Origin of the sequence: Pseudomonas sp. TNT2022 ID642 (assembly GCF_028656995.1) — a bacterium.
GTDB lineage: Bacteria > Pseudomonadota > Gammaproteobacteria > Pseudomonadales > Pseudomonadaceae > Aquipseudomonas.
In genome coordinates this window covers 154759-181705 of record NZ_JAMDGW010000033.1, presented here as the reverse complement: position 1 = coordinate 181705, position 26947 = coordinate 154759, and the positions used below count along the sequence as shown (strand labels likewise).

At 59.8% G+C, this 26947-nt stretch carries 23 protein-coding genes; 11 read left to right on the top strand and 12 right to left on the bottom strand.

Annotated elements, in window-relative coordinates; translation table 11 throughout:
- Positions 1-72 precede the first annotated feature (72 nt).
- The 4 genes from M5G26_RS25865 to M5G26_RS25850 all read left to right on the top strand — a co-directional run bounded on the left by M5G26_RS25865 (position 73) and on the right by M5G26_RS25850 (position 4011).
- Positions 73-972, top strand: coding sequence for a LysR family transcriptional regulator ArgP (locus M5G26_RS25865; protein WP_273916828.1), 900 nt, complete (start codon positions 73-75; stop codon positions 970-972).
- A gap of 95 nt (positions 973-1067) precedes the next feature.
- Entirely contained in the window at positions 1068-2060 is a 993-nt protein-coding gene (locus M5G26_RS25860; RefSeq protein ID WP_093430546.1) for an NAD-dependent epimerase/dehydratase family protein, read from the top strand.
- 116 nt (positions 2061-2176) lie between these two features.
- Positions 2177-3031, top strand: a complete 855-nt coding sequence (locus tag M5G26_RS25855; protein ID WP_134178343.1) for an ATPase — start codon at positions 2177-2179, stop codon at positions 3029-3031.
- A 131-nt stretch (positions 3032-3162) separates the two neighbouring features.
- On the top strand, positions 3163-4011 hold the full coding sequence (locus M5G26_RS25850) for a cache domain-containing protein (RefSeq protein WP_150693246.1): 849 nt from the start codon (positions 3163-3165) through the stop codon (positions 4009-4011).
- An 85-nt stretch (positions 4012-4096) separates the two neighbouring features.
- Here the strand turns inward: M5G26_RS25850 and M5G26_RS25845 are convergent, their stop codons facing one another.
- Both M5G26_RS25845 and pobA read right to left on the bottom strand, forming a co-directional pair.
- Complete coding sequence (locus tag M5G26_RS25845; protein WP_273916827.1) at positions 4097-5614, bottom strand: MDR family MFS transporter; 1518 nt, start codon at positions 5612-5614, stop codon at positions 4097-4099.
- Positions 5615-5693: 79 nt separating this feature from the next.
- On the bottom strand, positions 5694-6878 hold the full coding sequence (gene pobA, locus M5G26_RS25840; RefSeq protein WP_273916860.1) for a 4-hydroxybenzoate 3-monooxygenase: 1185 nt from the start codon (positions 6876-6878) through the stop codon (positions 5694-5696).
- 186 nt (positions 6879-7064) lie between these two features.
- Between pobA and M5G26_RS25835 the strand changes: the two genes are divergently transcribed.
- Positions 7065-7949, top strand: a complete 885-nt coding sequence (locus tag M5G26_RS25835; RefSeq protein ID WP_134178347.1) for a helix-turn-helix domain-containing protein — start codon at positions 7065-7067, stop codon at positions 7947-7949.
- Between the two features lie 133 nt (positions 7950-8082).
- Here the strand turns inward: M5G26_RS25835 and M5G26_RS25830 are convergent, their stop codons facing one another.
- Both M5G26_RS25830 and M5G26_RS25825 read right to left on the bottom strand, forming a co-directional pair.
- Complete coding sequence (locus tag M5G26_RS25830) at positions 8083-8259, bottom strand: hypothetical protein (protein ID WP_007912636.1); 177 nt, start codon at positions 8257-8259, stop codon at positions 8083-8085.
- A gap of 218 nt (positions 8260-8477) precedes the next feature.
- Complete coding sequence (locus tag M5G26_RS25825) at positions 8478-9383, bottom strand: LysR family transcriptional regulator (RefSeq protein WP_273916826.1); 906 nt, start codon at positions 9381-9383, stop codon at positions 8478-8480.
- A gap of 114 nt (positions 9384-9497) precedes the next feature.
- Between M5G26_RS25825 and M5G26_RS25820 the strand changes: the two genes are divergently transcribed.
- The gene (locus M5G26_RS25820) at positions 9498-10376 is read left to right on the top strand and encodes an MBL fold metallo-hydrolase (protein WP_273916825.1); all 879 of its coding nucleotides are present in this window, start codon (positions 9498-9500) and stop codon (positions 10374-10376) included.
- Between the two features lie 46 nt (positions 10377-10422).
- Complete coding sequence (locus tag M5G26_RS25815) at positions 10423-11037, top strand: NAD(P)-dependent oxidoreductase (protein ID WP_134178350.1); 615 nt, start codon at positions 10423-10425, stop codon at positions 11035-11037.
- 210 nt (positions 11038-11247) lie between these two features.
- On the opposite strand, the gene M5G26_RS25810 is transcribed toward M5G26_RS25815, so the two are convergent.
- Positions 11248-12129, bottom strand: coding sequence for a LysR substrate-binding domain-containing protein (locus tag M5G26_RS25810; protein WP_134178351.1), 882 nt, complete (start codon positions 12127-12129; stop codon positions 11248-11250).
- A gap of 228 nt (positions 12130-12357) precedes the next feature.
- Between M5G26_RS25810 and M5G26_RS25800 the strand changes: the two genes are divergently transcribed.
- Together M5G26_RS25800 and M5G26_RS25795 are read left to right on the top strand one after the other, a co-directional pair.
- Complete coding sequence (locus M5G26_RS25800) at positions 12358-13995, top strand: 5-guanidino-2-oxopentanoate decarboxylase (RefSeq protein WP_273916823.1); 1638 nt, start codon at positions 12358-12360, stop codon at positions 13993-13995.
- Positions 13995-15443, top strand: a complete 1449-nt coding sequence (locus tag M5G26_RS25795; RefSeq protein WP_273916859.1) for an aldehyde dehydrogenase family protein — start codon at positions 13995-13997, stop codon at positions 15441-15443. The genes M5G26_RS25800 and M5G26_RS25795 overlap by 1 nt, the downstream gene beginning before the upstream one ends.
- Positions 15444-15798: 355 nt before the next feature.
- Here the strand turns inward: M5G26_RS25795 and M5G26_RS25790 are convergent, their stop codons facing one another.
- The gene (locus tag M5G26_RS25790) at positions 15799-16728 is read right to left on the bottom strand and encodes an AraC family transcriptional regulator (RefSeq protein WP_134178354.1); all 930 of its coding nucleotides are present in this window, start codon (positions 16726-16728) and stop codon (positions 15799-15801) included.
- 397 nt (positions 16729-17125) lie between these two features.
- Between M5G26_RS25790 and M5G26_RS25785 the strand changes: the two genes are divergently transcribed.
- Positions 17126-17479 (top strand): putative quinol monooxygenase, encoded by a 354-nt coding sequence (locus tag M5G26_RS25785; protein WP_122598825.1) that lies wholly within the window; start codon positions 17126-17128, stop codon positions 17477-17479.
- 43 nt (positions 17480-17522) lie between these two features.
- Positions 17523-17765: a hypothetical protein gene (locus M5G26_RS25780; protein WP_038366794.1), complete on the top strand. Its 243-nt coding sequence runs from the start codon at positions 17523-17525 to the stop codon at positions 17763-17765.
- 4 nt (positions 17766-17769) lie between these two features.
- Here M5G26_RS25780 and M5G26_RS25775 read toward each other — a convergent pair whose 3' ends face one another.
- The 6 genes from M5G26_RS25775 to M5G26_RS25750 form a co-directional block, all read right to left on the bottom strand.
- Entirely contained in the window at positions 17770-18399 is a 630-nt protein-coding gene (locus M5G26_RS25775; RefSeq protein WP_134178356.1) for a flavin reductase family protein, read from the bottom strand.
- Between the two features lie 257 nt (positions 18400-18656).
- Entirely contained in the window at positions 18657-18932 is a 276-nt protein-coding gene (locus M5G26_RS25770; RefSeq protein ID WP_034153461.1) for a hypothetical protein, read from the bottom strand.
- A gap of 381 nt (positions 18933-19313) precedes the next feature.
- Complete coding sequence (locus M5G26_RS25765; RefSeq protein WP_007912608.1) at positions 19314-20633, bottom strand: MFS transporter; 1320 nt, start codon at positions 20631-20633, stop codon at positions 19314-19316.
- A gap of 400 nt (positions 20634-21033) precedes the next feature.
- The gene (locus tag M5G26_RS25760) at positions 21034-22362 is read right to left on the bottom strand and encodes a sigma-54-dependent transcriptional regulator (protein ID WP_150693255.1); all 1329 of its coding nucleotides are present in this window, start codon (positions 22360-22362) and stop codon (positions 21034-21036) included.
- The gene (locus tag M5G26_RS25755) at positions 22362-24122 is read right to left on the bottom strand and encodes an ATP-binding protein (RefSeq protein WP_273916822.1); all 1761 of its coding nucleotides are present in this window, start codon (positions 24120-24122) and stop codon (positions 22362-22364) included. The genes M5G26_RS25760 and M5G26_RS25755 overlap by 1 nt, the downstream gene beginning before the upstream one ends.
- 76 nt (positions 24123-24198) lie before the next feature.
- A complete protein-coding gene (locus tag M5G26_RS25750; protein WP_273916821.1) occupies positions 24199-26934 on the bottom strand; it encodes an RHS repeat-associated core domain-containing protein in 2736 nt (911 codons plus the stop codon).
- Positions 26935-26947: the final 13 nt, after the last annotated feature.

The window sequence follows — 26947 nt, the reverse complement described above, 5'->3', positions numbered from 1 at the left end:
CTTGCTGGCTATTCTCCGGTCGAAACCTGTATAAGAAAAACCAATAGTGCTGATCGCTCATTAGGAAAACTGATGTTCGACTACAAATTGCTTTCCGCTTTGGCCGCCGTGGTCGAGCAGGCCGGATTCGAAAGGGCCGCGCAGGTACTGGGCTTGTCGCAATCGGCGATCTCGCAACGGATCAAATTGCTTGAAGCGCGGGTCGGTCAGCCGGTGTTGATTCGCGGCACGCCACCGTCGCCGACCGAAATCGGCCGGCGTCTGCTCAACCATGTGCAGCAGGTGCGTCTGCTTGAGCGTGACCTGCAAACCCTGGTGCCCGCGCTGGACGAGGAGGGTTTGCCGGAACGTTTGCGCATCGCCCTTAATGCCGACAGCCTCGCCACATGGTGGGCCGAAGCGGTTGGCGACTTCTGTGCCGAACAACATTTGCTGCTCGATCTGATTGTCGAAGACCAGACCGTCGGCCTCAAACGCATGCGCGCCGGTGAAGTCGCCGCGTGCCTTTGCGCCAGCGAACGGCCGGTGGCCGGCGCGCGCAGTGTGTTGCTCGGGGCGATGCGGTATCGCGCGCTGGCCAGCCCGGCGTTTATCGAACGGCATTTCCCTGATGGCGTACGCGCCGAACAATTGCCGCGCACCCCGGCGCTGGTATTCGGCCCGGATGATTTCCTCCAGCATCGCTATCTCGCCTCGTTGGGCGTCGATGGTGGATTCGAACACCATTTGTGCCCGTCCTCGGAGGGTTTTATCCGCCTGACCGAAGCGGGACTCGGCTGGGGCCTGGTGCCGGAACTGCAAGTGCGCGATCAACTGCAACGCGGGTTGTTGCGCGAACTTCTGCCAGATAAACCGATCGGCGTGCCGTTGTACTGGCATCATTGGCGCAATGGCGGTCAGTTGCTGGGCTTGCTGACCGAGCAATTAGTGCGCGCTTCAGCGCAATGGCTGGTGCCTTGGAAACAGCCATGAGCGTCAAGCTGCAAGCGGCAAGTTCAGCGCTGCGCACCGTTTTAAACTTGCAGCTCGAAGCTTGAAGCTCGCAGCTGGTTTCATTGGAGTTTTGCATGAAAATTTTGGTCACCGGCGCAAGCGGCTTCATTGGCGGGCGCTTTGCGCGTTTCGCTTTGGAGCAGGGCCTGGACGTGCGGGTCAACGGTCGCCGGGCCGAGAGCGTCGAACATCTGGTGCGCCGGGGTGCCGAGTTTGTCCCCGGCGATCTGACCGATCCCGACCTGGTCCGCGAACTGTGCTCGGATGTCGAAGCCGTGGTGCATTGCGCCGGTGCTGTCGGACTGTGGGGCCGCTATCAGGACTTCCATCAAGGCAATGTGCAGGTCACCGAAAACGTCGTTGAAGCCTGTCTGAAGCAGCGCGTCCGCCGTTTGGTGCATCTGTCGTCGCCATCGATCTACTTCGATGGTCGCGATCACTTCAACCTGACCGAAGAGCAAGTGCCCAAGCGCTTCAAGCATCACTACGCCGCGACCAAGTACCTGGCCGAGCAAAAGGTCTTCGGTGCGCAGGAATTCGGCCTGGAAACCATCGCCCTGCGCCCGCGTTTCGTCACCGGCGCCGGCGACATGAGCATCTTCCCGCGTCTGCTCAATATGCAGCGCAAGGGCCGGCTGGCGATCATCGGCAATGGCCTGAACAAAGTCGATTTCACCAGCGTGCAGAATCTCAACGAAGCGATGCTCAGCAGCTTGCTGGCCGCCGGTTCCGCACTGGGCAAGGCCTACAACATCAGCAACGGCGTGCCGGTGCCGCTGTGGGATGTGGTCAATTACGTGATGCGCAAAATGGAAGTGCCGCAGGTCACCAAGTACCGTTCGTATGGTCTGGCCTACAGCGTCGCGGCGCTCAACGAGGGCGCTTGCAAACTCTGGCCGGGGCGCCCGGAGCCAACCCTGTCGCGCCTGGGCATGCAGGTAATGAAAAAAAATTTCACCCTCGACATCAGCCGCGCCCGGCATTATCTCGACTACGATCCGAAAGTCAGCCTGTGGTCGGCGCTCGACGAGTTCTGCGGGTGGTGGAAAGCTCAGGACATCCGCTGAAACGAATTGGCCGGGCGGCAATGAACCGTGTAGCCGCTTGGGGGTCAATCCCTGCGGCTGCGGCGGTTATACTTCGCAGCATTTAGCCATCACCGCGTTTCCCAAAGGTTGCCTCAATGTCCATGCGTAATGATGCCCACGACGATTTCGATGATGTCCCGAGCCTGCGTGCCGACACCTTCGACGACGATGACATTCCGACCACCGCCCGCACCTCCGTGCACTCGCGCACGCCGCCCGTGGTCAAGGTCAAAGCGGCCAGCACCGGCCCGCTGTGGGCATTGGTCGGTGCGTTGTTCTTCGCCTTCATCGGCTTGGCCTGGTGGAGTTTTCAGCAGATTTCCCTGATGGAGCAGCAACTGGTCGCGACCCAGGAAAGCTTTGCGCGCATTAGTGAAGAGGCGGCGGGGCGCCTGCAGGATATTTCCGGCAAGGTCGTGGCCAGTCAGTCCAACGTTACCAGCGACAGCGAAGCGCTGAAGCTGCAGATCAAGCAGCTCGAAGGCAAGCTGCTCGACCAGAGCAAACAGCAGCAAGGCGTAGCGGGGCAGGCCAGCGATCTGGACAAGCGTCTGGCACAGATGACCGCGCAGACTACCGAACAGCAGAACGCCAACACCCAGTTGCAGGCGCAGGTCAAAGCCCTGAGCGCGGAACTGGCGACCATCAAGAGCACGCCGGCCGACACCAGCAAGGTCGACACGCAGTTGAAGGCCTTCGATGCGCAGTTCAAAAGCCTCGGCGCCGATATAGCGGCGTTGAAGAAGCAGGGCAACCCGAGCGCGGCGATCGATCGTCTTGAGCAGGAAATCGTCGTCCTCAAAAGCGAACAGGACAACCGCCCGGCAGCACCGCAGGGTGGCGGCAATACCGCCGAGTTCGACGCCTTCCGTGCGCAGATGACCCGCAACATCAACACCCTTCAGGCGCAGATTCAGAATTTGCAGCAGCAGATCAATTCCCGGCCTTGAAGCTTGATCACCTGTGGTGGGGCCATTCCTCACCACAGGATCCGCGAAACGTTCAGAAACCCTCTGAATATCCATACATGCTCCCAAGCCGTCTACGCTCTTGAAACACCAAAAAGAACGAGGGATGCGTCATGGGGTTTGTGCATAAATTCGCCTGTCTCTGTTTGATGTTACTGGCCAGCCTCGGCCAGGCCAGCGCCGCCACTACCGCCAAGGATGACAGCCAGGCCGCGATTGCCTTGCTGGAGAAAGCCCTGGCCTATTACCACGACAATGGCGACAAGGCGTTTGCCGCGTTCAGCCGCCAGGGCGAGTTCGTCGACAAGGATCGCTACGTGTTCGTGGTCGACACCAAAGGCGTGATGCTCGCCAGCGGCGGGCCTTCATCAGCGTTGATCGGTCGTGACGTCAGTGAGGTGCTCGGCCCGGATTTGCAGAAAACCTTCAAGGACGCGTTGAAAGTGCCGGAAGGCAATGGCATCCAGCAGGCCGAATACCGTTGGCAGAATTGGGCCGATGGCAAGGTCGAGCGCAAGCACGTGTATTACCAGCGCATCGGCCAGCGAATTCTGGCAGTGGGTTACTACTTGCCGCGAGCCTCGGCCGAGCAAGCCAAGGCGTTGCTCGATAAAGCGGCGACTGATTTGGGCAAAGACGAGAAGGGCACGCTGACGGCGATCAACTCGCTCAAGGGTGGCTACTTGCAGGACGACTTGTATGTGTTTGTGGTCGATCTGAATACCCAGCGCTACGTCGCCCACGGCACCAACCTGCGCTTGATCAACACCGACTTTGGCAAGATCAAGGATCCGGATGGCAAACCGGTGGGCGAGCCGATTCTGGCGCTGATCGGCAAGCAGGATGAGGGTGAATATGAATACCGCTGGAAGAACCCGGTGACCGGCAAGGTCGAGGACAAACATGCTTACCTGAAGAAGGCCGGGCATTTCCTTGTGGCCGTCGGTTACTACAGCCCTTGAAGATCAAAAGATCGCAGCCTTCGGCAGCTCCTACAGGGTTATGCATGCCCTTGTAGGAGCTGCCGAAGGCTGCGATCTTTTGCGGTTATTTGGCGCCGTGCTCACGTCCGCGCAGCAGATTGTTCGGCATCGCAATCGCCGCTGCCAACCCCAGCAACGATACCGCCGCACTCACCCACAACAAATGCCGGAACGTCACCAGCAATTCCGCCCGCAAGGCGTCCTGCGCATCCCCCGGCGCGGCGTTCAAACCATCGAGCAGAACGTTGCCGGAATGCCCCTCGCTCATCAGCGAACTGCTCGCCAGATGGGCAAAATTCGAATCTTGCAACAACGCCAGCAACAGCGCCGACATCAACGCCACGCCCACCGCGCCGCCGAGAGAGCGAAACAGGTTGGTGGTGCTGGTCGCTACGCCGATGTCGCGTTGCTCCACCGAATTTTGTGTACCGACCAGCGAAGTCGGGAACTGCATGCCGCTGGAAATACCGCAGAGCAACATGAACAGTGCGCTGATCAGCGTCGCCGCCGGTGGGCTGAATGCCATGCCGAGAATCGCGATCGGCATCAGCAGAGCGCCGCTCAGAATCTGTGGTTTGTAACGCCCGGTGATCGACGTGCGCCGGCCAGCGAAAAATGCACCAATCGGCAGCCCCATCGCCAACGGCAGCAAGTGCAACGCCGCGCTGTCAGCGCCGGCACCGGTCACGGTCTGAAAGCGCAGCGGCATCAGCACAATCAGCGAAATCGCCTGGAAACTGGTAAAGAAAATCGTGCACCAGCACAGCAGCGCGTTGCGGTTGGCAAACAGGTGCATCGGCAGCAAAGGCTCCCGCGCCCGGCGCTCGTGCCAGACAAACACCGCCAGTACCACCACCGCACAAGCGAACAAGCCGAGCACTTCACCGCTGCGCCACGAATGACCCTGACCAACCTGAGTAATGCCCAGCAGCAGGGCAGTGAGGCCGATGATCATCAGCACGGTGCCGAGGTAATCGATGATCGGTTTGCGCTGCGGAATCGGCAGGCCGCGCAGATTGCGCCGCGCTACCCACCAAGCCCCGAGGCCCAGCGGCAGGTTGATCAGAAACACCCAGCGCCACGACAGATACTCGGTCATGTAACCGCCGAGTACCGGGCCGGCGACACTGGCCACCGCGTACATACTGCTGAAGTAACCCTGATAGCGCCCGCGTTCACGCGGCGGCACGATGTCGCCGATGATCGCCTGACTCACCGAGATCATCCCCCCGGCGCCGATGCCCTGAAGGATCCGCGCCAGCACCAGTTGCTCCATGCTTTGCGCCATACCGCAAAAGAGAGAGGCGAGGGTGAACAGGCCCATGCCGAACAGCATCAGTTTGCGCCGCCCATACAAGTCGCCGAGTTTGCCGTAGATCGGCACGGCCACCGTCATCGCGACCATGTACCCGGAAATCACCCAGGCCAGCAGGCTGACATCCTTGAACTGCGCAGAGATGGCCGGCATCGATACAGCAACGATGGTTTGATCCAGCGCGCCGAGAAAAATCGCCATCATCAGCGCGACCAGCACGCTGCGAATGGCCGGTTTGGGCGTTTCGGGGTGATTGAGATTGGTCACGGGCAAAACCTGCGGGCAGTGAGAGTCCCGCAGATCGTCAGGCGAGCGGGGATGCTCGCCAGTGTAAGTCGGTAGCAGGCTATTCGATAGCCTCATAAGGAAGTCCGACGTAATTTTCTGCAATGGTTTTTCGCCCTGCTTCTGAACTGACAAAGTAGTCCAGTTCCGAGGCGCTGATGCGCTGGCTGAAGGCGTCGTGATCATCGAAGCGGTGCAGCATCGAGGTCATCCACCAGGAAAAGCGCTCGGCTTTCCACACGCGGCGCAGGCAGATTTCCGAGTACTTCTCCAGCAGATCGGTGCGCCCGTCGCGGTAAACCTTCAGCAGAATATTGAACAGCGTGCTGACGTCACTCGCTGCCAGATTCAAACCCTTGGCGCCAGTGGGCGGGACGATGTGCGCGGCATCACCGACCAGAAACATCCGCCCGTACTGCATCGGCTCGACGACAAAACTGCGCAGCGGCGCGATGCTTTTTTCGATCGAAGGGCCGGTAACCAGTTTCTCGGCAAGCTCTACTGGCAGACGATTTTTCAATTCATCCCAGAAGCGCTGATCGCTCCAGTCATCGACGTTTTCATCCGCCGGTACTTGCAGGTAATACCGGGTGCGCGTTGCCGAACGCATGCTGCACAAGGCAAAGCCGCGTTCGTGGCGGGCGTAGACCAACTCGTCATGCACCGGCGGCGTGTCAGCCAGAATACCCAGCCAGCCAAACGGATAAACCCGCTCGAAGACTTTCAGGCTATCGGCCGGAATCGATTGGCGAGCGACGCCGTGGAAACCGTCGCAACCGGCGATGTAGTCGCAGTCCACACGCCAGGTTTCACCGTCCTTTTCAAAGGTGACAAAAGCTTCGTCGCTTTTCATGCCGTGAGGAACGACATTGCTCGCTTGGTAAAAGGTCGGTGCACCAGCCTCCCGACGAGCGGCCATCAGGTCGCGAGTCACTTCGGTCTGGCCGTAGATCATCACCGTCTTGCCGCCGGTCAGCGCGTGCAGATCGATGTGCACCTGACGCCCGTCCAGCGCCAGATCGAAACCGCCATGCACCAACCCTTCGGCGTCCATGCGCTGACTCACGCCAGCCTGACGCAACAGCTCTACCATGCCTTGTTCAAGCACACCGGCGCGGATGCGGCCGAGAACATAATCGGGCGTTTGGCGTTCGAGGATGAGGGTGTCGATGCCGGCGTTGTGCAACAACTGGCCGATGAGCAATCCGGACGGACCGGCGCCAATAATGGCGACTTGGGTTTTCAGCGTTTTCATTGTTTTTATGACTCGCAAGCTTCACGCGGCCAAGACCGCTGAATGATTTTTATGGATCGAGTGCTTGCATTTTTCCCTTGCGGGTCTGTCAATTGAAGGTGAAAACTGAGCCGATACCTGTACATTCTGCCAATCGGTGCGATTATCGCCCACAACCCCGAGGCCTGGATTGAAGTGATGAACAAGCCTGAGCTGCCTTCGATTCCAGTGTTCAAGCTCTACGGTGAAAGCCTGGACTGGCCGACCCCCGACTTGCTGCACTGTGAAACCATTTCCTCTCGCAGTCGCGAACATGAGTGGGAAATCAAACCCCACCGCCATGCTGATTTGTGCCAGTTACTCTTCGTCTTCAAAGGTCAGGCAGAGCTTGAGATCGAAGGGCAACGCACGCAACTCGACACCCCGGCCATTCAAGTGCTGCCACCGTTATCGGTGCACGGCTTTCGTTTTTCCGAAGATGTCGAAGGGTTCATCGTTACCCTCGCCACACCGCTGATCAACCACTTGCAGGCGCAACTGGGCGATTCGGTACACGCGTTGGCCAGCGCAGAAAACTACCCGGCAGGCAACGACGGCGATTACCTCAATAGCCTGTTTTCGGCGTTGCAGGCCGAATACAACGGTCATCAACCAGCACGTGAAATGCTCATGCATTCGTTGGTTAGCGTGATCATGGTCTGGGTCAGCCGTCAGGCGATCGTGCGGCACAAAGCCAGTCAGCGGCCGCAACGTCAGCGCGAATACCTCAATGGTTTTATTCAGTTGGTCGAAGAGACATATCGGCAGCACGTGAAGGTCGAAGACCTCGCGCATCGCCTGGGGATTTCGGTGTCGCACCTCAACGGCACGTGCCGTGAGCTGGCCGGGCAACCGGCGTTGCAGATCATGCATGAACGTCAGTTACTGGAGGCCAAGCGCTTGCTGACGTACACCAGCATGACGATTTATGAGATGTCGGAGTTGTTGGGGTTTTCCGACCCGACCAACTTCACGCGGCTGTTTCGACGCCGGGTGGGGATATCGCCAAAGGCTTTCCGCGACAGCCTGAAGGCCGAGCATTAATCTCATAAACGCCGCAAAAACCTGTGGGAGCTGGCTTGCCAGCGACAGCGTTGGCCCAGTCACCTTCAATGCTGAATGTCAGACCGCAATCGCTGGCAAGCCAGCTCCCACAGGTGATGAGTCAACCTCAGGCTCAGCGCAATGCGTTCAGCGTGGCATTGTGCGGAATGCAGCGCTCGAAGTTGCAGCTCGCATACTCGCGCGGCAACTGTCGCAACTGTTCGACCCGCCAGGCAGCGGTGCCGTACAGCGCCAGCGTGGCGGCGCAGGTGATGAAAATCGCGACGTACCTTCTTGTTTTGATGTTCATGGCGTTGACCTCTGAACGACATACCCTGCGGTATTACTTTCAGCATAGGTCAGCGCTGGGGAGTTGCCAGCGAGTGCGCTTGAGCTTGTAACTGGCCATTCAGCATATCGATAGCCACTGTGGGAGCGAGCCTGCTCGCGAATACGGTTTATCAGTCAATGCAAAGGTGTCTGACGCACCGCTTTCGCGAGCAGGCTCGCTCCCACAGTTAAATGGGTTTACAGGCCGGTATCCCATTCGGGGTTTTCGGGGAATCTGAGCACCAGAAAATCCAGCATGCTGCGCAGCGCCGCCGGCATGTGTTTGCGAGAGGCATAGACGGCGTAGATGCTCATCTGTCGCGGCTCCGCATGGGGCAGCAGTCGGACCAGTTCACCGCTGTGAATATGCACCCCGGCCTGATAGGTCGGCAGCATCGCCACCCCGGCGCCGGCCAGCGTCGTGCGCAATAACGTACTGGCTTCGTTGGCGCTGATATTGCCCTGTACCGGCACCGAGACCGGTTCGCCATCTTCCTCGAAATGCCACAGGCTCTTGCCGAAATACGAGTGCGTCAGGCAGTTGTGTCGACTCAACTCCTCGACCCGTAACGGCGCCGGGTGGTCTTGCAGATAAGCCGGCGCGGCGCAGACCACCGAACGACAAACGGTCAGGCGTCGGGCGATCAGGTTGGGATCGAGATCGTTACTGGTACGAATCGCCAGATCGATCCGCTCATCCACCAGATTCACCGTGCGATCGAGCATTTGCAGGTCGATGCTGACTCCGGGGTAGCGTTTGACGTAAGCGGCTACGGCATCGGCCAGTTGCGCCTGGCCAAACGAGGTACTGACGCTGATCCGCAGTAGCCCGCGCGGGGCGTCGTGGGGTTCGCTGACGGCGGCCTGCATGTCCGTCGACAGTTCGATCATCTGCCGGCAACGGGGCAGGATTTCACTGCCGGCGGCGGTCAGGCTCAACTTGCGCGTGGTGCGGTGCATCAGGCGTGCGCCGACCCAGTCCTCCAGCTCCGCCAGATAACGCGAAACCACTGGCCGCGAAAGGTCCAGATGATCGGCTGCTGCCGACTGGCTGCCCAGATCCACGACGGTGACAAACACCCGCATTGCTTGGAGACGATCCATGATTTGCCCGCTTTCAGAAACAAACTATGTTCAAGCATCGCATTTTTTGTACTGAGTCAGGCAACTAAGCTCTGTCCCATCGCCAAACACGGCATTCGGACACTGGAGCAACAGATGATCGGCTTCACTACACTCAAACGCGTTCTGCTCGCCACTGCTTCCCTGGGTTTCGCTGCGCATGCAGCGGCTGCCAACCTTACCCTCGACGTCTACAACCCGGGGACTAACGCCATTTTTCCAGTGACCTCGGTGCTGGTCAGCGGCGAGAAAGACGCGATCCTCGTCGATGCGCAGTTCGGTAAGTCCCAGGCTGAACAGGTTGTGGAAAATATCCGCGCCAGCGGCAAGCACCTGACCACCATTTACATCAGTCACGGTGACCCTGATTACTACTTCGGCCTCGACACCCTGACCCAAGCGTTCCCCGATGCCAAGGTGCTCGCCTCGCAACCGACCGTCGATCACATCAACAAAACCGTCGCCGGCAAACTGGCCTTCTGGGGTCCGAAAATGGGCGCCGATGTGCCAGCGAAAACCATCGTGCCGGGCGTACTCAAGGGCGACAGCCTGATGCTCGAAGGGCAGAAGTTGCAGGTGGTCGGCCTCGATGGCAAACAACCGGATCGCAGTTTTGTGTGGATTCCGTCGCTCAAAGCCGTGGTCGGTGGTGTGGTTGTCGCCGAGAACATCCATGTGTGGATGGCTGACACCCAGACCGCGCAATCCCACGCCGACTGGCTGGAAACCCTGCACTCGATCGAAACCCTCAAGCCGCAAACCGTGGTGCCGGGTCATTACCTCGGCAACAGCAGCCGTTCGCTGGCCAGCGTGAAATTCACCGCCGACTACATCAAGGCGTTCGACGTGGAAACCGCCAAGGCCAAAGACTCCGCCACACTGATCGCCGCGATGAAAAAACGCTACCCGACACTGGGTGAAGAAAGCTCGCTGGAGCTGAGCGCGAAAGTCGCCAAGGGTGAAATGCAGTGGTAAGCCGATTCTGAAAAACGCAGCACTCTCAAGCCAACTGGAGAATGTCATGAGCAAGATCGCAATCATTGGTGCCACCGGCCGCGCCGGTAGCCAACTGCTGGAAGAAGCCCTGCGTCGTGGCCATAGCGTGACCGCTATCGCCCGCGACACTTCGAAGATCGGCGCGCGTAACGGTGTGGTCAGCAAGAATGTCGATGTGCTGGATGCCGCAGCGCTGCAAGACGCGGTGGCCGGTCATGATGTGGTGATCACCGCCGCGCATTTCGCCACCGTGCCGGCGGCGGCGATTGTCGGGCCGGTGAAGCAGGCCGGGGTGAAGCGTTTGCTCGTGGTCGGCGGTGCCGGTTCGCTGTTGCTGCCGGACGATACGCGAGTGATCGACAGCGCGGGTTTCCCGGCAGAGTACAAAGCTGAAGCCAGTGCCGGTGCGGCGTTTCTTGAGGCGTTGCGTCAGGAGCAGGATCTGGACTGGACCTTCCTGTCGCCGTCGGCAGAGTTTGTCGAAGGGGAGCGCACAGGAAGTTACCGAGCCGGCCAGGATCATTTGCTGGTGAGCGCTGAAGGGCGTAGCTGGATCACTTTTGCTGATTATGCGATTGCGTTGATCGACGAAGTGGAAATGCCGAAGCATTCGCGTCAGCGGTTTACTGTTGGTTACTGATTGAGGCGTTTCTGAGGGATTGGTCTGGCTCTGGATCTTTTCCCCCTCACCCCAGCCCTCTCCCCCAAGGGGGCGAGGGGGAAAGGGAGCAGATCTCCATGCTTTTCAAACTTGAGTTCGACTGGATATTGCAGGTCGACGTAGATCAAACAAACAACTCGATTAGTCCCCTCTCCCTCTGGGAGAGGGTTAGGGTGAGGGAAAAAAGCCTCACCGCAAATGCGCCTGCTCCACCAGCCAGATCATCAGTTCTTCCAACTGCGGCGAAGGCTCGGTTCCCGCAGGCACGACGACGTAATACGCCAACCCCGTCTTCACCTTCAACTCAAACGGCATCACCAGCCGCCCCGCGCGCAAGTCATCACCAATCAACGACCAATCCCCGATCGCCACCCCCGTCCCGTGGGACGCCATCGACATCGCCTGATCCAGCGTTTCGAAATGCTGGCCGCTGCCGATGTTGTTCAGCCGCAGCTCGGCCGCGTTCAGCCACACCGACCAATCCTGAATATCGTGAGTGGGGTGCAGCAGCAGATGCTGTTGCAGATCCGCCGGTGAATTCAGCGCTGGCGAACCTTTGAGCAAAACCGGTGAACAGACCGGTGTCAGTTGCTCGTCGAACAAGTGCAGTGCGCCCGGCGAGTTGTCCGGGGGCGGGCCGTAGATCACCGCGGCATCGAATTGCTCCCGCTGGAAGTCCACGCCGTGTTGTAGCGAGGCGGTGAGTTTTACCGGCACGTCCGGGCGTTCTTTTTGCCATTGCAGCAAGCGCGGCAGCAGCCAGCGCATCACGCAGCTCGGTGCTTTGAGTTGCAGGGTTTCCCGCTGCAGGCCGATTTGCTCGGTCGCCTCGCTGATCAGGCCGAAGACTTTTTCCACACGCGGTAGCCATTCACGTCCTTCGGCGGTCAGCGCCAGGCCACGGGCCATTCGGATGAACAGCGGATAACCGAGATGCGCTTCCAGCCCGGCAATCTGCCGGCTCACTGCGCCCTGGGTGATGTGCAGCTGCTCGGCGGCGCGGGTGAAGTTGCAACACTGCGCGGTGACCAGAAACGTATGCAGGGCGGGCAGGGGAGGCAGTCGTTTCATGGGGAACCAAGGTATGACGTGAGGACATGGCTAGTATGACTTTTAATCGATTGTTGCCGCTACCTGCCGACCGTTCCAATGAAGCCATTCCACGGACCCTGTGGGAGCGAGCCTGCTCGCGAATGCGGTCTGACATTCAACATCTCCGTTGCCTGACACACCGCTTTCGCGAGCAGGCTCGCTCCCACATTGGTTCGGTGTCTTCAGCGAACAAGAAGGGCAATCGACATGGCGACGTGTGGCGAAGTACTGGTCAAGTTACTCGAAGGTTATGGGGTCGAGCAGGTGTTCGGCATTCCCGGGGTGCACACCGTGGAGCTGTATCGCGGGCTGGCGCGTTCGAGCATTCGCCACGTCACGCCTCGGCATGAGCAGGGCGCCGGTTTCATGGCCGACGGTTATGCGCGCACCCGCGGCAAACCGGGTGTGTGCTTCATCATCACCGGCCCGGGCATGACCAACATCACCACCGCCATGGGCCAGGCGTACGCCGATTCGATCCCGATGCTGGTGATCTCCAGCGTGCAATCGCGCAGTCAGTTGGGCGGTGGGCGCGGGAAGCTGCATGAGTTGCCGAACCAGAGCGCACTGGTCGCAGGTGTTGCGGCCTTCTCGCATACCTTGATGTCCGCCGCCGAATTGCCGGTGGTGCTGGCGCGTGCTTTTGCGTTGTTCCAGGCCGGCCGTCCACGTCCGGTACACATCGAAATTCCCTTGGATGTGCTGGTCGAAAATGCCGATGACTTGCTCGCCAGCGTGCCGGTCAATATCGACCGCGCCGGCGCTGCGCCAGCTGCCGTCAAACGCATGAGCGAGCTGCTGGCTGAAGCCAGACGTCCGCTGATTCTGGCCGGTGGCGGTGCCATCGATGCAGCGTCGGAACTGACCCGACTTGCCGAGTTGCTCGATGCGCCGGTGGCGCTGACGATCAATGCCAAAGGCATGCTGCCGGGCAACCATCCGTTGCTGATCGGCTCGACCCAGACGCTGGTTGCCACCCGCGCGCTGGTCGCCGATGCCGATGTGGTTCTGGCCATCGGCACCGAGCTGGCCGAGACCGATTACGACGTCACGTTCGCTGGCGGTTTCGAGATTCCCGGCAAACTGCTGCGCATCGATATCGACGCCGATCAGACCGTGCGCAACTACCCGCCGCACCTGGCATTGGTGGCCGACGCACGCAACGCCGCGCAAGCTTTGTTGAACATGCTGTCGCAGGAAAAACTCGCCGAGCGCGGCAGCGATTGGGGGCAGGCTCGCGCCGGCAAACTGCGCGCTGAACTGGCCGCGAGCTGGGATGCACCGACCCTCGCGCAAACCCGTTTCCTCGACACCGTGCTTGATGAATTGCCGAACGCCGTATTCGTCGGCGACTCCACGCAACCGGTGTACACCGGCAACCTGACGTTCAACCCGGATCATCCGCGCCGCTGGTTCAATGCCTCGACCGGTTACGGCACGCTCGGCTACGCCTTGCCGGCAGCGATCGGTGCGTGGCTCGGCGGCCAACTCGACAAAGGTGCGCGCCCTGCGGTGGTGTGCCTGATCGGCGATGGCGGCCTGCAATTCACCCTGCCGGAACTGGCCAGCGCGGTCGAAGCGCGGGTGCCGGTGATCGTCTTGCTGTGGAATAACCAGGGCTACGAAGAGATCAAGAAATACATGGTCAACCGCGCCATCGAACCGGTCGGCGTGGATATCTACACCCCGGATTTTGTTGCGGTGGCCAAGGGTCTCGGTTGCGCGGCCGAAGCGATCAGCAGCATCGAGCAACTGCGCACCGCGTTGCGTAGTGCAAGCGATCGTCAGGGCCCGACCCTGATTGAAATCGACCAGACCCAATGGATGAAGGCGGTGGCGCAATGATCAGTTTTCCAACCACACTCGACGGCCTCTACATCAACGGCCAATGGTCGGCCGGCCGCGAACATCTGCGGGTGATCAACCCGGCCACCGAAGCGCTGCTGACCACGGTCAATGGCGGTGACGAGCACGCCGTCGACCAAGCCGTTGCGGCCGCCAGCGAAGCGTTCAAGAGCTGGTCGCAAACCAGTGGTGCCGAGCGCGGCGCAATCCTGCGCAACATCGCCAATGGTGTACGCAACGGTCGCGAGCACTTGATGAAACTGCAATCGTGCAACAACGGTAAACCGCAGTTTGAAGCGGCCATCGATGTCGACGACGTGATCGCCACGTTCGAGTATTACGCCGAACTCGCCGAAGGCCTCGACGCCAGACAGGACAGCAACGTGCCGCTGCCCAGCGATGATTTCAGCGCACGTCTGCGCCGCGAGCCGTGCGGTGTGGTTGGGCTGATCGTGCCGTGGAACTTCCCGATGGTCACCACGGCATGGAAGCTCGCGCCGGCGTTGGCGGCGGGTTGCTGCGTGGTGCTCAAACCTTCGGAAGTGACACCGCTGCCGGAGCTGGAACTGGCGGCGATCATCGCGGAATCGGGCCTGCCAAACGGCGTGTTCAATCTTGTCTGCGGTACAGGGTTGGCGGTCGGTGCGCCATTGTCGGCGGACCCGCGTATCGCCAAAATTTCCTTCACCGGCAGCAATGCGGTCGGCGTGCAGGTGATGCAGCGTGCGGCGGAAACGGTGAAGGGCGTCAGCCTGGAGCTGGGCGGCAAATCTTCGCTGCTGGTGTTGGCGGATGCCGACATTGATCTGGCGGTTGAGCTGGCGTGTGGCGGTGCGTTTTTCAATGCCGGGCAGATGTGTTCGGCGACCAGTCGTGTGCTGGTTGCGGATGAGCTGGAAGAGGAATTCCTCCGTCGCTTGCAGAAACGTGCGCAGGCCATTCGTGTAGCCGACCCGTTCGATGCGGAGGTGAAAATGGGTGCGCTGGTCAATCAGGCGCAGTACCAGCGAGTGCTCGGGCACATCGACCGTGGGCTCAGCGCGGGTGCGCGTTTGCTTTGCGGCGGCAATCGTCCAGCGGATCTGCCGCGCGGCTATTTCTTGCAGCCAACCGTGTTCACCGACGTACCGCTGGACAGCGCGTTGTGGTGTGAAGAAATTTTCGGGCCGGTGCTGTGTGTGCGCAGTTTCACCACTGAAGCGCAGGCGATTGCCTTGGCCAATGACACGCTGTTTGGTTTGGTGGCGAGCGTGGTGACAAGTGATGCCGCTGCGGCGGACCGCGTGGCCAATGCCTTGCAGGCGGGGATGGTGTGGATCAATGCGCCGCAAGTGATTTTCCCGCAGGCGGCGTGGGGCGGGTACAAGCAGAGCAGCATTGGTCGCGAGCTCGGGCCTTGGGGGTTGGCGGCGTTTCAGGAGCTCAAGCATGTGATCCGGGCAGTGTAAAAGCCGACCCTCACCCCAGCCCTCCCGAAACGTCGGACCGCCCAGAGGGAGAGGGGGCCGACCGAGGTGTCTGGCGATGTCCATCGACCTGAAAAATCGAGTCGATTTTGGATTGGTCAAAGCACTTGGAAAGCCGACCCTCACCCCAGCCCTCCCGAAACGTCGGACCGCCCGGAGGGAGAGGGGGCCGACCGAGGTGTCTGGTGCTGTCCATCGACCTGAGAGATCGAGTCGATTATGGATTCGGTGAAGCATTTTCAGGTCGGTGTATTTCCTGAATATCCCCCACTCAGTCCCCCTCTCCCTTCGGGCGGTCCGACGTTTCGGGAGGGTTAGGGTGAGGGGCTTCTAACGGTCACACCGAAAGCCGCAACCGCGCCAAATCCCTTAACGGCGGCGCACCAAACAAGCGGCTGTACTCACGGCTGAATTGCGACGGACTTTCATACCCCACCCGATACCCCGCCGCCGAAGCCTCCAGCCCCTCCGCCAGCATCAACCGCCGCGCCTCTTGCAAGCGCAACTGCTTCTGATACTGCAACGGACTCATCGCCGTCATCGCCTTGAAGCGGTGATGCAAGGTCGAGACGCTGAGGTTCACTTCTCTGGCCAGATCATCAATGCGCAGCGGCTGTTCGAAGTTGCCGTTGAGCCATTTGATCGCCTGGCTGATGCGATGGCTCTGACTGTTGGCAATCGCGATTTCATACAAACGATGCCCCTGCGGGCTGCGCAGCAAGCGATAGAGAATCTCCCGGCGAATCAGCGGCGCCAGCATGGCGATGTCTTTCGGCGCATCGAGCAAACGTGCCAGACGCAGCACCGCATCAAGCATCGAACTGTCGATCTTCTCGACATACAAACCGCGCCCGGTCGGCCGGGTCGGCACGCCCATCGGGCCGGCGTCAGCGATCAGTGCGGTGATTTCGGTCGGGTCGATATCCAGGCGCACGGCGAGGATCGGTTCTTCCGGCGAGACATTGACCACGCGTCCACTCAACGGCATCGAAACCGAGACCACCAGATAATTCAGCGGGTCGTAATTGAAGTACTCATCGGCCAACCGCACCTCTTTGCGTCCCTGCGCCATGATGCACAGCGCCGGTTGCGCGAGCACCGGGGCAAAGTCGTGGGATTTTGTGTGGCGCGACATGAACAGCGAGCCGATGGCGGTCTCGTAGCTGCCATCGTCGGTGGTGTTGCGGCGGATGATCGCCGCCAGTTCCGCGCGCTGTTTTTCCATGTCAGCGCTGGGTTCGGCTTGAAAACGATCGAATGACGTCATGCACGGCATCCTCGGCAGGGGAGGTGGAATGGAGCAGAGCATATGTTTGTGCAAGCGCCAGCGGTAGACACATCCTGCGAAATGCTTGCCTGATTCTGCCCCGGGGTGTTTCCGCGCCTGCCGCGATCCAACCCTGTAGGAGCTGCCGAAGGCTGCGATCTGTTGATCTTCAAGGCAAAATCAAAAGATCGCAGCCTTCGGCAGCTCCTACACAAAACGCGCATGACAGACGTGTGACGCTGTTTTACAGGTTGTTACAGGTCCTGTGTGCAGTCTCGCAGGATTGTGCAACGCGGCGGCAGGAATCGACTAACGGCGGCCAGCGTGCTGACCTTAACCTTTGATCCTGTCGCAGCCCGTCCCCCGGCTGCCACGCGACTCCCTGGGAGGGTTGAACATGTCCAAGCAGATTCCCGTCAGTCATATGGCCTTCGTTCGAGCGCGCGCCGGGCGTTCGGCGGAACTCGGTGTACGCCTGAGTGCGTTGATCGATCCGTCCCGCGCCGCCCCCGGTTGCCTGAGCTTTGCCTTGCAGCATTCGCAGTGTGATCCCGAGTTGTGGCTGGTCTGCGGGTTCTGGAGCAGCCAGCAAATGATGACCAGCTATTTCAACAGCCCGTCGATGGAAATCTTCGCCGAGCTGGTGCAGGAACTGGTGGTCAACAGCCTCGACTTCCACACTTTCAAGGACGTGTCGGCGGCGCAAGCCCTCGGCCAATGCCCGGCGCCGGTACACAAACTCGTCGGTTGAGGGTTTAATGTCCGGCTTGTTTGTCTGAGCCGGGATATGTGACATGGCACGTAAAGAGTTCGAACACTTCGAAGCAGTTTCCGCAGTCGTCCCCGTCGAGTTGGGCGGCAACAAGGGCTATCACGCGGCAATCGCGGTCAAGGCCTTGGTCGATGGCGGTGCACCACGCTTTCACAAACTGTTGAATGATCAGGTCTTCCCCGGCGCGATTGCTGCCGATGAAGCGGCCATCAATGAGCTGGATAACCTCAAGGGCGTCACTGAAGACGCCGAGTTGATCTGGTAACGCGTTACTTGCTGGCGCCCGGACGCCACATCTTGAACAGGGCCTCAGGCCCCAGCTGGAAGTAATCCGCCGGCCCGCCGCCGCGCAGAATCGGTTCTGCCGCGGCGGTGTCGTAGATGCCGTCCTTCAACAGCCACTTGGCAATGTGCACGGCGACCACTTCGCCGAGGACCAGCCAGCTCGGCACCGTCTCGCCATCGGCGCGCTGCAATTGAATGATCTGCGTGACCTTGCACTCGAAGGACACCGGGCTTTCGGCCACCCGTGGCACCGAAATCACTTTTGACGCCACCGTCGTCAATCCCGCCAATTCAAATTCGTTGACCTCAGGCGCGACCATCGCGCAGCTCTGATTCATCTGCTCGGCCAGCGGGCGAGTGGCGAGGTTCCAGACGAATTCGCCGGTCTGCTCGATGTTGTTCAGGCTGTCTTTGCGCCCGACGCTGGAAAAACCAATGATCGGCGGAATGTAGTTGAAGGCGTTGAAAAAACTGTACGGCGCCAGGTTCAACTGGCCGTTGGCATCCTGCGAGGAAATCCAGCCGATCGGGCGCGGGCCGACGATGGCGTTGAACGGATCGTGGGGCAGACCGTGGCCGTTGGCGGGTTCGTAGAAGTGGATGTCATCGGGCATGGCGGGTGAATTCCTGAGGCTGCTTTTTAGATGCAGCCATAGTGCAAGGACGTCCCGCATATTTCCAGTCAGACGCAAATCCCCGTGTAGGAGCTGCCGAAGGCTGCGATCTTTTGATTTTGCTTTTAAAGATCAAGATCAAAAGATCGCAGCCTTCGGCAGCTCCTACAGTGGATTTGTGTGTATTTGAGGAAATTGTCATCCCCCAGAAATGACTAAGCCCGGCCAAGGCCGGGCTGTGGGAGGACTGCGGATACTTAGCTGATGGCAGCCGCGGTACCGGTTTTATCGAAGCCGTCAGCAGCGACGGTTTTACCAAGGTTCGTTTTGTCGAAACCATCGGCAGCCACTGCTTTACCAATATTGGTTTTATCAAACCCGTCAGCGGCATAAGTACCGGTGTGGCTGGTTTCGATCGCAGCGCTGGCGCCGTTGATGAAGTCGGCGGATTTGGTGCGGTCCGAGCCGTCGGCAGCGAAGGTATTGGCGGCCAGTACGGACAGGGTCAGGGCAAGGATCAGTTTGGTTTTCATGTTCTTTACTCCAGATTCGTTGGCGGGTGTGTCTTGCATGGGTTTAATGCTACGCCAATTAAGTTGATTGAAAAGCGCAAAATAATGCTAAAAAAGATCGATTAACTTGATATTAAGAGCGATGCATTCAATTCGCTTTCGTCGTCGGAGCGAGCGTCGCGCAGGTCATCGATCAGGTGATTGCACAATGAACGGGCAGCATTAATTAGCGATTAATCGATGTGCGGCGTGTGTGAGGGATTTTTCATGCAGGGCTGGATAACGCGGTGACCCAATCGCGAGCAGGCTCGCTCCCACAGGGAAATGCATTCCAGATGTGGGAGCGAGCCTGCTCGCAATAGGGCCAGAACAGCCACCATTGCAGTGGCTGTAAAAAACCGATCAGTCAGTGACGATGCGCGAGTGCTTCTGGGTGTCTTTCATGGTGATGTACACCAGCAACGACACTGCGATGCACGCGGTTACATACCAGTAGTAACCGGTTTCCATGCCGATGCTCTTGAACCACAGCGCGATGTATTCGGCAGTGCCGCCGAAGATCGATACGGTCAGTGCGTACGGCAGGCCGACGCCCAGGGCGCGGATTTCGGTCGGGAACAATTCAGCTTTCACCACGGCGTTGATCGAGGTGTAGCCGCTGACGATGATCAGCGCCGCCATGATCAGGAAGAACGCGCCCCACCATGTCTGAATGGTGTGCAGGGTCATCAGGATCGGCACGGTGAAGATCGTCCCCAGCACGCCGAAGGCGATCAGGATCGGACGACGGCCGATCTTGTCCGACAGGCCGCCAATGATCGGTTGCAGGCACATGAACAGGAACAGCGTGGCGGCAGAAATGGTGGTCGAGTCGGAGATGCTCATGCCGACGGTGTTCACCAGGTATTTCTGCATGTAGGTGGTGTAGGTGTAGAACGCCAGGGTGCCGCCCATGGTCAGGCCAACCACGGTCAACAGCTCTTTGGGGTGGCGCATCAAGGTGCGCATGGCGCTTTCCTTGGACTTCTCTTTCTTGGTGAACGACTCGGTTTCTTCCATGCCGCGACGCAGGTACAGCGCCACGACCGCACACAGCGCGCCGATGGCGAACGGAATACGCCAGCCCCACGCGTACAGCTGTTCGGTGGTCAGCACGTTCTGCAGCACGATCAGTACGCCCAGCGCGATGAGCTGGCCGGAGATCAGGGTTACGTACTGGAAGCTGGAGAAGAAGCCGCGACGTTCCTTGGTCGCCATCTCCGAGAGATAGGTCGCCGAGGTGCCGTATTCGCCACCGACCGACAGGCCTTGCAGCAGACGGGCGAACACCAGCAGGATCGGCGCGCCGATGCCGATGGTTTCGTAGTTCGGACTCAGGGCGATCAGCAGCGAGCCGAAGCACATCAGGTAGACCGAGGCCATCAAGGCTTTTTTACGGCCGACCTTGTCAGCGTACATCCCCATCAGCCAGCCACCGATCGGGCGCATCAGAAAGCCCACGGCGAAAATCGCAGCGGTGTTCATCAGTTGGGCGGTGGTGGAACCGGCAGGGAAAAAGGTTTTGGCGAAGTACAGGGAGAAGGCGGCATACACATACCAGTCGTACCACTCGACCATGTTGCCGACGGAACCGCTGAAGATCGATTTGATCCGGCTGGCGGTGGTTCTTTCTTTGGCGGGCACGGCAGCCGACCCAAGAGGCAGGGCGTTGGAGTTATCCATTGAAGGATCCTTCGTTTAATTGTTTTTGTGGAGCGCGTAGAAACGCAGCCTGCGAGGGCTATAGCAGGAGGTGTGCCAACGGGGGGAGGGCCGGTTTAGAGGGGGTGACGGGATTGGGTGAGCGGATTTGTGCCGATGGAATTGATCTTGTGAGCGGATTTCCGCTTATTGGGGCTGAGATCAAAAGCCCCTCACCCTAGCCCTCTCCCGGGGGGAGAGGGGACTGATCGAGGTGCTTTTGATAGTTACGCCGACCTGAGATACCGAGTCGAACTCAGGTTTTGAAAAGCATGAAGATCGGCTCCCTTTCCCCCTCGCCCCCCTGGGGGCGGTCCGACGTTTCGGGAGGGCTGGGGTGAGGGGGATGGATTTCAGCCACGCCAAAAATCCCGACCCAGCCTCACTCAGCCAAAAACATCTCCCGACTCAACCCATGCCGCTGCAGCTTTTCATTGAACGTGCGGCGCGGCAGTTGCAGTTCTTCAAGCACCGCTTTCACATCGCCCTTGTGCCGGGTCAGCGCTGCCCGCAAACACTGCGCCTCAAACGCCTCCTGCTGCGCCGCCAGGGATTGCCCCGGATCGATCCCCGGCGCCGGCTCATCCAGCCCCAACACCTGGCGCTCGGCGACGTTCGCCAGTTCGCGCACGTTGCCCGGCCAGTCGTGGCTGAGCAGATGGCTCAATTGCGCGCCACTCAAGGGCGGAAAGGTGCGACCCAAACGTTCAGCGGCATTGTGGGCGAAGGTTTCGAACAGCAGCGGAATGTCTTCACGACGATCGCGCAGCGGCGGCAAACGCAGTTCGGCGACGTTCAGGCGATACGCCAGATCCTCGCGAAAACGTCCGGCCCGAGCTTCATCGAGCAGATCCGGTTTGGTCGCCGCGACAATGCGCAGGTCGACGCGAATGCTCTGGTTCGAGCCCAACCGCTCAAGCTTCTGTTCTTGTAAAACCCGCAGCAGTTTCACCTGTTGCGCCAGCGGCATGCTTTCGATTTCATCGAGAAACAGTGTGCCGCCGTCAGCGTATTCCAGTTTGCCGATGCGCTTGCCCGAGGCACCGGTAAACGCGCCGCTCTCGTGACCGAACAACTCGGCCTCAAACAGCTGCTCAGGAATCGCCGCGCAGTTCAGCGCCACGAACGGCTTGGCCGCGCGCGGGCCGAAATCATGCAGGCACCTTGCGACCAATTCCTTGCCGCTGCCGGTTTCGCCACGGATCAGCACATTGACCGGCAACGCTGCCAAGTCCAGCACTTGCCGACGCAACGTCTGCAAACCTCGGGACACGCCGAGCAACGTCGCATCAAGTTTGGCGCGGTTGTCGGCCTGCTCGTGCAGCGCACGGTTTTCCAGAATCAGCCGGCGTTTGTCCAGCGCCCGGCGCAAGCTGCCGAGCAGGGTTTCCGGGCTGAACGGTTTTTCCAGAAAGTCGTAAGCGCCGTCGCGCATCGCCTCGACGGCCATCGGTACATCGCCATGGCCGGTGAGCAGAATCACCGGCAGATCGGCATCGCGTTTCTGCACTTCGGCCAACAACGCCAGGCCGCCCATGCCAGGCATGCGCACGTCGCTGAGGATCACCCCGGCAAAGTGCGCGGGCAGGGCGGCGAGGCATTCTTCGGCGCGGCTGAACAACTGCACCTCGAACCCCGACAGGCTCAGCCACTGCTCGACGGCGCTACGAATGCTGCTTTCGTCATCGACCACCATCACGGAATTGAGCATCAGATGTGTGCCTCCAGATCGATCGGCAAAGTCAGGCTGAACACCGCGCCGCTGTCGCCATTCTCGGCGCTCAGACGGCCGCCGGATTCATGCACGATAGCGAAGGATACCGCCAACCCGAGGCCCAGGCCGTCGCCCACCGGTTTAGTCGTGAAGAACGGGTCGAACACCTGGCCCAAATGCTCTTCGGCAATCCCGTCGCCATTGTCGCTGACGCTCAGGCGCCACAGTTGTTCGTCGGCTTCCAGACGGATTTCCAACCGTTTGCATTGCTTGCCTTGCATCGCATCGAGGGCGTTGCGCAGCAGGTTGATCAGCACCTGTTCGAGGCGAATCGCATCGCCGCGCACCCACGCCGGACGCGTCAGGTGCAGCACTAGACTGACCTGTTCGTCGCGCAGCCGTGCATCGAGCAACTGCAACGACTGATCAACCACCGTCGCCAGATCCAGCCGCTCACGCAAGCCGCTGGGACTTTTGCGCGCGAAGGTCTTGAGGTGGCCGGTGAGGGCGGCCATGCGGGTGAGCATTTCGTCGACCGGTTTCAACGCTTTATAAGCATCGTCGACGCGGCCATGCTCGAGCAGCAGGCGCAGGGTCGCCAGTTGCATGCGCTGAGCGGTCAGCGGTTGATTGATTTCATGGGCCAGCGCGGCGGACATCTGCCCCAGCGCGGCGAGTTTGGCTGATTGCACCAGACCGTCCTGCGCGGTGCGCAAGTCGCGGGTGCGTTCTTCCACCAACTGTTCCAGTTCCTCACGATTGCGCTGGCGGATTTTCGACAGGCGCCAGCGCTGGTTGAGAAACAGCAACAGAAATACCAGCGCCAGCCATACACCGGCGGCGGCCAGCCCGGCGTTGCGCAGATCTTCGAACGCCACCTGCGGATGACGCAGCAGGTGCAGGGTCCAGCCTTCGGCGCTCAGGGGCAGCGATTCCCAGAGATAATCCGCTGTGCCCTCGGGGCCTTCGACGCGGCGCAGATCGCTGTTGTCATCGAAGCGGCGCAGCGACAAATGGGTCAGGGGCTGCAGCGATTGCTTGTCGTACTGCCGGGTGGCTTTGATCTCATCCATGTCGCGGGCGTTCAATGGCCGCAGCGCGCGATAACGCCAGCCGGGTTGATTGGCGATGAAGATGATCCCGCGCGCATCGCTGACCAGCAGCGTGTCATTGCCCTGACTCCACTCGCGTTCCAGTTCGGGAAATTCCAGCTTGACCACCATCGCGCCAAGGAACTCGTCGTTGTCGCCGAGCACCGCGCTGGAGAGGAAGTAGCCGGGAATGCCGCTGGTCACGCCCACCGCGTAAAAACGCCCGGTGCCTTGGGTGCGGGTCTGGCTGAAGTAAGGGCGGAAACCGTAATTGTGGCCGACGTAACTGCTGGGCAGGCGCCAGTTGCTTGCCGCCACGGCGAGGCCCGTGCGGTCGAGCAGTTCAAGGGTCGAGGATTGCGCCGCGCCGTTGATCTTTTCCAGCTTGAGATTCAGCGCCGACTGCTCTTGGGCATCGACCGGTCCTGCCAGCGCCGCGCGCAATTGCGGGTCCAGCGCCAGCACGGCGGGCAGGGCGCGATAGCGGTCGATCAGGGTGTGCAGAGAGTTGGCGTACAACGCCAGTTGCTGGTTGGCGCGGGCGGCGTCTTCTTCCAGCGCCTGACGTTCGGCGTGGCGGATCGCAAGCGTGGCGGCAAGCGCTGCACCGGCGATGATCAGCAGGGTATACAACGACAGACGCAGAGTACGGGAAGTCGGCAGCATGCTGGGCGCAGGAATAAGGACGGGCAGGCACCTTACCATGAGCACTGTTCAGGCCTGGAGTCGCGTCGTCACCTTTTCATACGGCAGTAAAAGTCGACGAGTTGGAATGAAGGACTGTTCTCAGGTTTCGAAGCATTTTTATTCGCTGTCCAGTTTCGTTTTCAATGCGATCAATGCGTTTAGCGGTGTCAGTAGCACTTAGGGTCTTGACCGTTTCGATTAAATGTTCGGAGCCATGCTGCAGCATATTTATCGTGCCGGTAATGTCGGCATCCAGTGCAGTCACCTCATCCTCGGTAAGATCATTTGCGCTGTTTTTTATTTCATTCAAGAGATCGATGGTGTCCGGAATCACCTTGATGGCTGGGCCGACGTAGGGGATCTTGCCAGCGCCTGCCAGCGCCAATTCCTTGCTAGCCGCGATGCCGCCTTGTTTGATCTCTTGCCGTCCTTCGGGGTTGAGCGGGTTGTAATCGGCGATAGCTTTAAAGTTAACCACGGGCCCTTGTTCAGCCTGTGTTTGCTTTAACAGCCTGGTTCCTCTCAATCGATCCGGTTGCAAGCTGATGGAGGTGTTCAAACCGGTTTTTCTGCCGATCGCTTTCGTCGTTTTACTCACGGTTTTTCCGACTACGAAACCAAGAGCCCCGCCAATCAGCATTCCCAGAGGGCCGCCAGGGATTCCCAGTGCTACCCCGGCTGCGCTCATGCCTATGCCAACCGCGTTGGATGTGCCCTTTTCCGCAAGAAAAAAACCTGTACGTTTCGCGGTTGATACCCTGCTGTTGGGCTCAGAACGATGATTGAGTATTTGAGTGGTGACATCCCTGACAGCCAGATCGACGGCTGAAAGCAGCTCGTTATGGAAGGCCAGTTGCTTCTGCATACGCTCTCTGGGAGTGTTTCCGGTAATAAATGCCAGAACGCCTCCGCTTGACGGTTGAGCTACTTCTGTTTCGTTGCCTGTCCGGTCGACGTAAGTCATAGCGTTGTTGCGCACAAACCCATATAGGTTCAGCCCATCCACATCCCCCGCCGGATCGGCACTGACCCAGCGTTGCAACCACGGCGCGTAATAGCGTGCGCCGTAGTAATACAACCCGCTGACGTCCATTTCCTTGCCTGAATAGCGGATGAAGCGATACGTGGTTTCCGAATCTGGTGCCATCCACGCGGTTTCGCCAAAGGGGTAATAGCCCTCCTGGCTGATCATCACGGCGTCTTGATCCAGTTCCATCACACTGGAACCTAGATGATCTTCGAGGTTGTAACGCATTTGGTCATTGGCGATTGCATTGGGTTTCTCCGCTGCCCAATGCAGGCAACGGGCGTTGCCGAGAGTGATGACGTGCAGTTCTTCGCCGTTGTCGCGGGTGCGGATTTCCAGCCCCGGCACGTAGCGCACCTGATGGAAATGCTCGGCGTTGGCAGCAAAGGTTTCGTGGCGTTTGAACACGCGCATGCCCTGGCTGTAACGGTAGTACTCGGCGTCACTGCGGTCGTTTTCGCGCTGGATCAGCGTCACGCTCTCCAGCTCATCGCGGGCATTCCAGGTCAGGGGCTTGCCGGGATGCATCGTCTTCTGGTTACCGTGTCTGTCGAACAGGTCGTCGAACGCCGGTTCCGGATCGCCTGTTTTCCAGCGTACTCCGCGATTACTGTGCGGGTCGATGAACATTTGCCGGGTGGAGTTGTTGCCCGCGCGTACATGGCGCAGTTCGATCAGGTTGCCGCCATTGTCATATCGATAAGTCTGGGTGTAATTGAGGCGATTGTTCGGGTCGCCCGGTTGCGGCAGGCCTGGAATGTCCGTTGGCGGGGCGTCGTCGTAGCCGGTGGCGCTGGTCATTCGATAGAGCGAGTCATAAGTGAAATCGCGATGGCCGTCGATCATCTGGTTGGCGAAGTAGCGTGGCTGAAAGGCGTGGTCTTCGATACGGGTGATATTGCCGACGGGATCGTAGAAATATTCGAGGTTCTGCAGGACGGCGCCGTTGTCCTTGCGGCTGGACTGGGTGTGCAAGCGGCCGTCTGCCGGGTCGTACGTCCACTGACTCAGAACGCGATTGCCGGCCAGTTGCTCAATGATCTGGTCATTGGCGTTGTACTGCGCATCCAGCAGCACCGGTTGCCAGTCCGGCGTGCCGCTGATCCACAGATCCACTTGCTTGAGTTGCCCGGCCAGCCCGTAGTGCGAGCGTCGCCGATGGCCGCCGGCGTCGGTCTGTTCCAGCAGCGCGCCAAGCGGACTGAACACATGATGGCTGGTGAACGCTTGATCATCATGGAAGGTGCGGATTTCGCTCAGGGGCTGGCCGGTGAGCGAGAAGCTATTCGTACTCAGCGAACCAGAACGATCTTTCTGTTTCAGCAACTGGCCGCGGCGGTTGTACCCAGCGTCGGCCGAGGCGTCGGCGTAGGTGAACACATCCATTTTCGGCTCGCCATTTTCCTCGACCTCCATTACCCGCAATTGCCCATCGAAGGTGGTGTGCCAATGGCTGCCGCGTTCGTCCCAGCGCTCTAAAGGTTCACCGGCCAGTCCCGGCAGGGTCAGGCGCCAGCCGGCGTCGACGCTGTCGATTTTCAATGCCTCGCCGTCCAGACGATGAGCCGTTGTCAGACACGGGACAGACAGACGCGGATCCCACTGCTTGATCACGCGGCCGGCAGTGTCGTGTTGTTGGCGGCTGACCTGACTCTCGACATCAGCACCGGCTACGGTGCGCAAGTACGCGATATTTCGGACGAGCAGATGCCTGGGATCATGAGCACGCAACGCTGGCGTACGCCAATGCACTGACTGATTCATAATCGGGTGCTCG

Bases quoted from the DNA above. Each gene is read 5' to 3' on its own strand.
- M5G26_RS25780 (WP_038366794.1), top strand. From the start codon at position 17,523: ATGGCACGTAAAGAGTTCGAACACTTCGAAGCAGTTTCCGCAGTCGTC.
- M5G26_RS25755 (WP_273916822.1), bottom strand. From the start codon at position 24,122: ATGCTGCCGACTTCCCGTACTCTGCGTCTGTCGTTGTATACCCTGCTG.
- M5G26_RS25850 (WP_150693246.1), top strand. From the start codon at position 3,163: ATGGGGTTTGTGCATAAATTCGCCTGTCTCTGTTTGATGTTACTGGCC.
- M5G26_RS25785 (WP_122598825.1), top strand. From the start codon at position 17,126: ATGTCCAAGCAGATTCCCGTCAGTCATATGGCCTTCGTTCGAGCGCGC.
- M5G26_RS25825 (WP_273916826.1), bottom strand. From the start codon at position 9,383: ATGGATCGTCTCCAAGCAATGCGGGTGTTTGTCACCGTCGTGGATCTG.
- M5G26_RS25765 (WP_007912608.1), bottom strand. From the start codon at position 20,633: ATGGATAACTCCAACGCCCTGCCTCTTGGGTCGGCTGCCGTGCCCGCC.
- M5G26_RS25770 (WP_034153461.1), bottom strand. From the start codon at position 18,932: ATGAAAACCAAACTGATCCTTGCCCTGACCCTGTCCGTACTGGCCGCC.
- M5G26_RS25860 (WP_093430546.1), top strand. From the start codon at position 1,068: ATGAAAATTTTGGTCACCGGCGCAAGCGGCTTCATTGGCGGGCGCTTT.
- M5G26_RS25830 (WP_007912636.1), bottom strand. From the start codon at position 8,259: ATGAACATCAAAACAAGAAGGTACGTCGCGATTTTCATCACCTGCGCC.
- M5G26_RS25760 (WP_150693255.1), bottom strand. From the start codon at position 22,362: ATGCTCAATTCCGTGATGGTGGTCGATGACGAAAGCAGCATTCGTAGC.
- M5G26_RS25810 (WP_134178351.1), bottom strand. From the start codon at position 12,129: ATGAAACGACTGCCTCCCCTGCCCGCCCTGCATACGTTTCTGGTCACC.
- M5G26_RS25865 (WP_273916828.1), top strand. From the start codon at position 73: ATGTTCGACTACAAATTGCTTTCCGCTTTGGCCGCCGTGGTCGAGCAG.
- M5G26_RS25820 (WP_273916825.1), top strand. From the start codon at position 9,498: ATGATCGGCTTCACTACACTCAAACGCGTTCTGCTCGCCACTGCTTCC.
- M5G26_RS25790 (WP_134178354.1), bottom strand. From the start codon at position 16,728: ATGACGTCATTCGATCGTTTTCAAGCCGAACCCAGCGCTGACATGGAA.
- M5G26_RS25815 (WP_134178350.1), top strand. From the start codon at position 10,423: ATGAGCAAGATCGCAATCATTGGTGCCACCGGCCGCGCCGGTAGCCAA.
- M5G26_RS25855 (WP_134178343.1), top strand. From the start codon at position 2,177: ATGTCCATGCGTAATGATGCCCACGACGATTTCGATGATGTCCCGAGC.
- M5G26_RS25835 (WP_134178347.1), top strand. From the start codon at position 7,065: ATGAACAAGCCTGAGCTGCCTTCGATTCCAGTGTTCAAGCTCTACGGT.
- M5G26_RS25750 (WP_273916821.1), bottom strand. From the start codon at position 26,934: ATGAATCAGTCAGTGCATTGGCGTACGCCAGCGTTGCGTGCTCATGAT.
- M5G26_RS25800 (WP_273916823.1), top strand. From the start codon at position 12,358: ATGGCGACGTGTGGCGAAGTACTGGTCAAGTTACTCGAAGGTTATGGG.
- M5G26_RS25775 (WP_134178356.1), bottom strand. From the start codon at position 18,399: ATGCCCGATGACATCCACTTCTACGAACCCGCCAACGGCCACGGTCTG.